The organism is Paenibacillus nuruki (assembly GCF_001721045.1).
Lineage (GTDB): Bacteria > Bacillota > Bacilli > Paenibacillales > Paenibacillaceae > Saccharibacillus > Saccharibacillus nuruki.
Genome location: NZ_MDER01000093.1, coordinates 1 through 8,282, shown reverse-complemented (window position 1 = coordinate 8,282; position 8,282 = coordinate 1). Strand labels below are relative to the sequence as shown.

5 protein-coding genes are annotated in these 8,282 nt (G+C 34.8%); all 5 read left to right on the top strand.

The window, feature by feature from the left end:
• The first annotated feature begins 67 nt into the window (after positions 1–67).
• The 5 genes from PTI45_RS22325 (at position 68) to PTI45_RS22305 (ending at position 8,279) form a co-directional block, all read left to right on the top strand.
• Positions 68–532 (top strand): response regulator, encoded by a 465-nt coding sequence (locus PTI45_RS22325; RefSeq protein ID WP_069329800.1) that lies wholly within the window; start codon positions 68–70, stop codon positions 530–532.
• A complete protein-coding gene (locus tag PTI45_RS22320) occupies positions 484–1,764 on the top strand; it encodes a phosphorylase family protein (RefSeq protein ID WP_083243690.1) in 1,281 nt (426 codons plus the stop codon). The genes PTI45_RS22325 and PTI45_RS22320 overlap by 49 nt, the downstream gene beginning before the upstream one ends.
• A gap of 861 nt (positions 1,765–2,625) precedes the next feature.
• On the top strand, positions 2,626–6,654 hold the full coding sequence (locus PTI45_RS22315) for an S-layer homology domain-containing protein (protein WP_069329798.1): 4,029 nt from the start codon (positions 2,626–2,628) through the stop codon (positions 6,652–6,654).
• 136 nt (positions 6,655–6,790) lie between these two features.
• Positions 6,791–7,609, top strand: coding sequence for a hypothetical protein (locus PTI45_RS22310; protein WP_069329797.1), 819 nt, complete (start codon positions 6,791–6,793; stop codon positions 7,607–7,609).
• Between the two features lie 229 nt (positions 7,610–7,838).
• Complete coding sequence (locus PTI45_RS22305; RefSeq protein WP_069329796.1) at positions 7,839–8,279, top strand: hypothetical protein; 441 nt, start codon at positions 7,839–7,841, stop codon at positions 8,277–8,279.
• Positions 8,280–8,282: the final 3 nt, after the last annotated feature.

Genomic DNA, 8,282 nt, shown 5'->3' with positions numbered 1-8,282 from the left:
GATAATGGGTTTATAGCCGAATACTATATAAATTCAGAAAGTTTAATTTCAGAGAGGGAGGATGAAAATGCACTTATTACTAGTTGAGGATGATGACAAAAAGGCCAATGATATTTGTAGATTTATAGATGAAGAATATAGTGAACTTATTAATATTACTCGAAAAAGATCATGGCAAAGTGGGTTAATTGAAATATTTGATAGCGGTGAAAAATATAAAATGATTTTGTTAGATATGAGTATGCCTCGATATGACCCTGATGTAGGAGATGTAAATGAAGAGTTCGAAACTTTTGCTGGAAGGGAATTTTTGGAGGAAATGGATAGATGTGGTATATTTATCCCGGTCTGTATCATAACAGCATTTGACTATTTTGGAGAAAATGAAAATATGATTAACTATGAACAGTTAGATCAGAATTTACTTAAAAAATTTTCTTCTTTTTATGTAGGGATGGTTTATTTTCGTTCATCTACTACCAATTGGAGACAAAAACTAAAGGGCTTTCTACAAATGGAGGATTTAAAGTGAAGATAAATGTTTTAATAGTTGAAGATAATGAGCAGAAATATAATGAGATTGCAGAGATTTTTAATAAATATAACGCTAATATAGAATTATCGAATAATGTATACGATAGTAAAGTAAAGCTTGCCAACAAGCATTATGACTTTTTGTTATTAGATATAAACTTACCGTATGAAGATGGTGAGGAGTGTTCTCCGGAAGCAGGGTATCGATTATTTAAAGAAATTAGTAGTGAGTTACCAATGATAAAAAAACCCTCAGAAGTCATTATTGTAACTGCATACCCTGAGTTACAAGAGAAGTATGATATAGAAGCGAACAAAATTTTAGTTTCAATTATTAAGTACAGCTATGATGAACAAAGGTGGAGGGAACAAATAGAGAATAGAATTAAATATTTTATAAGATCGAAAAGTGATTCTGTGAGCCAAGATACAGAAACTTACAGAATAGATTTAGCAATTATTACAGCCGTAGCCGTTGAATTTGATCAAGTATATCGACTTATGCATGATACTCATGAAACGAAAATTAATAATGATCCTACAATTTATACTGTTGGAAAATTTAAAGAGGGTGATAATGTTGTTAATGTTGTTTTGGCTAAACAGCATCAAATGGGAATGATAGCCGCTTCGGTACTAACTATTAAGCTAATTCAAAATTTTAGACCAAGATATTTAGCGATGGCTGGTATTGCAGCAGGTAAAAGAGGAGAAGTAAATTTCGGTGATATAATTGTACCAACTGAGGTTTGGGATTACGGTAGCGGAAAGATTCAGCAAGAGGACAAAAAAATGGTTACTGATGATACGTCCAACTATTTATTTAAACCTGATCCGAAATATTTAGATTTAGATGTTAGTTTCAAGGAAATTATGAATAAGAATTTCAATTCTGTTTTATCAACAATTAAACATTCATGGCCTGGTCCAAAACCACCTACTGAATTAGGTTTAATAACAGGACCTATTGCTTGCGGATCTGTAGTTGTGCAGAATGAAGAGATTATCCAGAAATTTATTGATCCATATAATAGAAAAGTTAAGGGACTTGATATGGAATCATATGGGGTGTTTTACGCAGTAGAAAATTATATTGATCCAAAACCTAGGGTTGTTGTATGTAAGTCTGTCTGCGATTTTGCAGATAGTGAAAAAAATGATTCATATCAGGCATATGCAGCTTATACAAGTGCAAGCTTTATTAAATACCTTGTTCTAAATGAATTGTAATTGGATTTTGTTTCTGATAGTGATATAGTCTAATACTTAAACATCTCGATTTTTTCTTTAAGTTTGAACCAAACAATTTTTATCAAGTCAACTTACAAACCAAGAAGCAAGGAAAACTATGCAGAGAATAAGTACTTAATATAATTCATCTGATATCATATAAGATTTGACTATATAAAATTCTAAAAAGGGATATGCGATGCTGTCTGTTATCAATACTGCAAATAATGAGAAAACAACTTTAGATAACGCTTGCATAATATTTTCCATGAATTTTAAGGTATAGATCAAAAACCTAATTATAGTGTTATTTTTTCAGCTTTGTACTTTTAATCATAATGACTAAATAAAAATCAGTATCTTATCAAGTTTTTGTTTAGAAAGCTCTTGCAGACTAAATATAGATGTCAAAGTACATTAAAGTTTTCTTGTGATATGATTATTATATATTTTGTATTCTTGAACAAAAATCAAATCTTTAAATAAATCGTGACTAGGTGATAAAAATAAAAAGAACGTGATGCGGTCATATTGCTGGCTAAATAGGTCACGTTTTCAAAAACGAGATTGTTTATGCTATTCTTCGGTAATTGGTATCGGTGTGAGAACAATAAACTTGAATTGCATATGATATAATCAGTAGCATATTATGATTTGGGAATATCATCCTTTAAATTTACTTCAATAAATGCTATTATGAAGTCAAATGAATATTCGTAACGGGGAAGCACCTCGCAAAAAGACTACTATGTCTTTTTTGTGAGGTGCTTTTTTTGCGTTTTGGGGGAGAAGCTATGGTTTAAAGAGCACACAATCTATTGTCATGGATGATCATTAATTAATTAAAAAGGGGATATTATATTGAATTTTAAAAAACTAGGATCTGTCTTGTTAACGGCTGTACTTTTAACAAGTTCACTATCAACAAGCATGGTGAGTGCTGCCTCAGTCGTGGTTGATAAAACAAATGCCTATACCGATGCGGTACGACCTCACCAGATCCCAACGACTTTTTCACCCACTAATGAACAGGGTTCTTTCAAAAATATTTCAGTTAATGCCGATGGAGACCAAGCAGTTTGGGCATTTGGCAAAAATATTTATATGTACGATCGAAGTGATGATGTAGTTAAAGTACTTATTAGCTCTACGTATTCGCTGTATGATCCGGTGATTTCGGCAGATGGATCATATGTCATCTACAAAGAAACAGAAAGCACAGCTTCCTTTAAAATGATGGGCTACAATACAGCGCAACAAACAAGCACGCAACTAGCGAAAAGTACAAAAATTTTTTTTGGGTGGCCATCTATTTCAAAAGATGGATCAAAGGTAGCGTACGGTTATTATGACGGTACAAAATATGTAGCTTCTGTGCAAAATACAGCAGATCTTTCCGTCAAAATGATTTCTCCTACGATTTATGGTAGTAAAAACACACTAGACATCAATCCAGTAGTGACAGGTGCACCAGTCATTCTCAATCAAGAAGGCACGAAGATTGTTTTATCTTATATTTATGATGGATATAGCAATGCTGCAACGACTGTCAATTATGATCTAGCAACAGATAAAAGCACGGTCATTTATTCAGGCAGTGCTGAAGGAATTCATCCGTATTTACTCAGTGGAGACGGAAAAAAACTATATGGTATGTATTTTGATATGAATCTGTACACGTTTAGTGCAATTGATCTGGATACTAAAGTACGAACTGTACTTAGAAGCAACAGTTCTTCGTCATATAAAGCTGTTTCCGCAAGTTCAGATGGAACGATGTTTGTATATAATGGTCTTGGATTCACCGATTATTCTCAGGTGAATAATGCTCAAACAGGTGATTTCACCCTCGCTAGTGGGTTTAGTGGCGATAGCAAAATTATGTACTATTACAATAGTACGAGTGGATTTAATTGGGTAGATACTAGCGAAGTCAAAGCGAATCTTCCTAACTTATTACTCCCTGCAAATCCTACGAATGTTAAAGCAACTACAACTGTTTCCAATAAAACGGTAACTGTTTCATGGGACCCTTTAGTATTGGCAACAAATTCATTCGCAGTATACCGCGATGGTCAACTCATCGCTAATCTAGGTAATGCCATTACGCAATATATCGATTCAAGCACTAAAGCTCAAACAGCGTATAAGTACACAGTAGTGGCTCGGAATCTAGCTGGAGATGCTAAAAGCACAGATGTGAGCATTACATCTGGAGGGGTAGCAACTCCTGAAAAATTAGTCGTAACAGGCATCAATACAACGACGATTAATGCCAGTTGGTCACAAGTACCAGGAGCAGAAAGTTATACAGTGAAAGTAGGAACGCAAACGCTGACTACAACAGATACGTCTATCGATGTATCCGGCTTGGTGAAAAGTACGTCTTATCCGGTAACCGTCAATGCCGTAATCGGTACCAATGTAAGTGATGCAGCAACAGGCACGGTCAAAACACTAGACACCGATCCAGTCTATGAGAAACCAGAAGCATTATATGTAATGAAGACAACCGCTAATGAAGCGGAACTTGAATGGGTTGAAGTGAGTGGAGCGACTGGATATGTGCTAAAACGTGCAGGAAAAGAAATCTACTCAGGAACAGCTACAAGCTTTAAAGATAGTGGTTTAACTCCAAGTACATCGTATTTATATACGTTAGCAGCTAAATACGGATCAGCAACGAGTGGAGCTGTATCTGCTAAAGCAACGACATTAGTAGGAACCGTCCTTACGGCCCCAGGCAATGTAAAAGCTCAACTTGTCGAAGGTGAAGTTCAAATTTCGTTTGATGCTGTGGCAGGGGCAACTTCTTATCTGATCAAACGAGATGGGCAACTACTAAACACAGTTACAAGTAATACAACCTTTACAGATGCAGATGTTTTAGCAGGAAATAGTTACACGTATACTGTAGAAGCAACAGATGGAACGTCAACAAGTAGTACAGCAAGTACAAGCATAACGCTTACAAAAGCGGAGCTTTTAAAACCGCAAGGATTTACAGCCGTTACGGTTGCTCATAACCATGTATACCTTGTTTGGGATCAAGTCAGTGGAGCTAAAAAATATAAAGTGTTGCGTAATGGAGTAGAACTAGGAACATCCGAGAGCACTTATTGGGATGATAAAATGGTAGCTTCAGAAACCACTTATACGTATGAATTAGTAGCTATGAATAACGAATCCAATAGCGAAAGTGTAGTTGTCCATGTGACAACGCCTTCTGAATCACTAGCCTATCCAAAAAACTTGACTGTTGTGAATGCGACATATAAAGAAATCTCGCTAAAATGGAAAGCGGTAGACGGTGCTCAAAGTTATGATGTATATCGAAACAATCAGTTATACGGAAAGGTATCTTTACCAGAATTCACAGATATGAATGTTACTGGTGGAACATTAAACACTTATGGTATTAAAGCACGTAAAGGAAATTTAACCAGCGAGTCGGCTGTGATCTCTGTAAATGTTCCTAAACAAAGTATTGCTGGCGAAGCGCCTCAACCAGTAACAGGGTTGAAAGCTACACAAGTATCATCGGGCTATGTTAAATTACAAATGTTAAGTGTCACTGATGCAACGTATTATGATGTGTATCGAGATCAAAATGTGCTTGTCTATCATGGTATCTTAACTGCATTTAAAGATGATACAGTAGCATCGGAACAAACGTATACCTATACAGCATACTCGGGTAATAATTTTGGACGTACTCAGGGAGATACAATTACAGTGAATACGCCTGCTGAAGCGCCTGTTATGGTTGTACAACCGGTTAAGAGTAATGAAAACTACACAATTACGTTCAATTTCAAAACGGTATCTGATGCAGATACGTATTATGTAGAGCGTAATCCACGGATCACCTATACCAAAGTAGCCGAAAACCAATACCGTAAAACGTACTATAATACGGTGACAGGTAAAACAGAAGATCAAGGCATAGTTACCGAAACCAATGGATCACTTGGATTTGAAGAAACCAGTGTAGAACCATCGACAAACTATCAATACAACATCACAGCCGTTAAAACGAAAAAAGATGGAACGGAAGAAGTAGTAGGTAATGCGAATGTAGATGTAATGACTCCAGCAGATGGTACTAATGCAACAGTACCTGGTACTCCTAGTCCAACCAATCCTACACCGACAAAAGATAAGGACAAAGACAAAGAGCATGCCGACACAAGTAATGCGAATAATGGAACAACGAACACAAATGGTTCTTCAGGTGGTGTGAGTACCGGTGGTAATCCATCTGTAAGCAATGAATCGAAATCTAGTGGAACGAAAGAATCGAGTTCAAACTCTACTCCATCTTCTACAAATAGTAATTCGATTACGCAAGATACCTATTCTTTTAGTGACTTGAGTGAGACACATTTTGCTCATGTAGCGATTACAGCTCTTACAGGGAAAGGACTCATCAAAGGATATGAAGATGGGACATTTAAACCGGAGCAAGCTGTAACGCGTGCTGAATTTGCGATCATGATTACAAGAGCACTAGATATGCATTCTACGGCTGGCTATCAACATCACTTCTCTGATGTAGATTTAAATAGCTGGTATGCTAAAGAATTGATTGTCGCATTAAACAATGGTGTGACAAAAGGGTTTACAGCATCTCAATATGCACCGGCACAATCAATTCCGCGCGAACAAGCAGCGATTATGCTAGCAAATGTATCTCGTAACAAACCTGCTTCTAATCTGCAAGCTTCATTCTCTGATCAGAATGATATTATTGCTTGGGCCAAAGCAGACGTTGCTTACAGTGTAGCTAGAGGCACACTTAAAGGCTATCCAGATGGTAAATTCAAACCTAAAGCAAAAATCACGCGTGCTGAAGCAGCTATGATGATTTATCGTCTAATGAATATGTAACCTCAAAATAAGAGTAGCCGATCGTGGGCTACTCTTATTTTTATTTTGAGAGCAGAAGTATACTCCGAAGTAACCTTTTATAGTATATTGATTAGAAATGAGATGACTCATTAAATTTATTGCAAAGGAAGATAAAATGCTGGATACATTGAAATCGCTTATCCCTTATTGGCCATACATTACAGCGATACTCACGCTATTAACTATTATTACGGGGTACTTAGGACAACGAAGTCATAAAAGATATGAATTTTTTATAACGAAAACAGAAGATAACATTAAAAAATGGTATCCATTGATTAAACAAATGAATGATGTGATCAAGGAAACTGATCAAAGAAAAAAATCAAATGGGTTTATTACGGTTATGGAGTTATTGCAAAACAAAGATTCACCGATTGTTACAGAATTTGATAGTAATGTTTCTTTATCTTATACGCATCTACAAGAAAGATACGATCGTTATAAAAAAGAGATTAATCAAGAAAATTTGAATCAGTTATGGAATGCCTTTAAAGAATTTGTTGTATACACCGAAGAGAGCAGTAAAGAAAGACAACAAACTTTATATGCTAGGCATAGGTGGTATAACACAATTGGCAGTAAAGACTTTTCTGGAAAGATAACGATTTATGTTCGAAAATTGATGGAACAAATTTGTAGATTATTAGGGCTTACATCTTTAACGTTAATAATTGTATTAGTTATATTTATGCCAGGAATATTTATTGAGAATAAGGTTAAAATTGAAGATGTAGTTTCTACTTTTTTTATATTGTTGTTACTAGCAATAATATCCATCGGTACAGAAATAGCTCTTCGTGCATTCAATCTCCCTAATAAAAAACTGACTTACTATGCTACAAGTGAGACTGAGTTCAAAAAATTAAAAAAGCAAAGAACAAATGTCGAATACAAAATAAAACAAGAAGAAAACCCTCAATTATATTTATAAACCATATGTGCTATTGAATAAATGAGGATGTGAATACAATTTGTTCATAGTAAAAAAATAACGGTAATTATCGTTCAGTAATATTTTCTTTAAAGGTTATACCATTGATAAAGCAAGTAGTTTGATAGGTTAGTTAATATAATTGTGAAGGTAATGAAGAAGTTGATTATAAAATCTTGTCTTAGCATGTCATTAGACAATTTAGCAATTGTATAAGGAGATAAAGCAAATGGGAATGTATACAGGTATACGTTGTAAAGTAAAATTAAAATCTGAATTTGTTAATAGTATTCAAAAATTAATTGATACAGAGAATTGGTCAAGTCTTGGACATGATTTGTTTGAAGAATACTCTTTATATCCCAGTGCAAGTTCGATTCCATTTGGAAGTTTGGCTTATATGGACATGTGGAAAAGAGAAGTTGAGATGAAAGAATGGAAAAATCGTATAGAAGATGGCGTATGGATATTTCAGTGTAGCTTGAAAGACTACGATCACACGATTTCGCACTTTTTTAAAAATATTTTAACTGTAATTGTTGAAGAAACGTACTGTATAGAAGTATTGTATGAAGAATATCATGTTTCCACTTTCTATAAAATAGTGGATAAACAATTACTTAAATTAGAAGATCCTGAAACAGAATTTAATCCATATTTACGATGGTAGTAC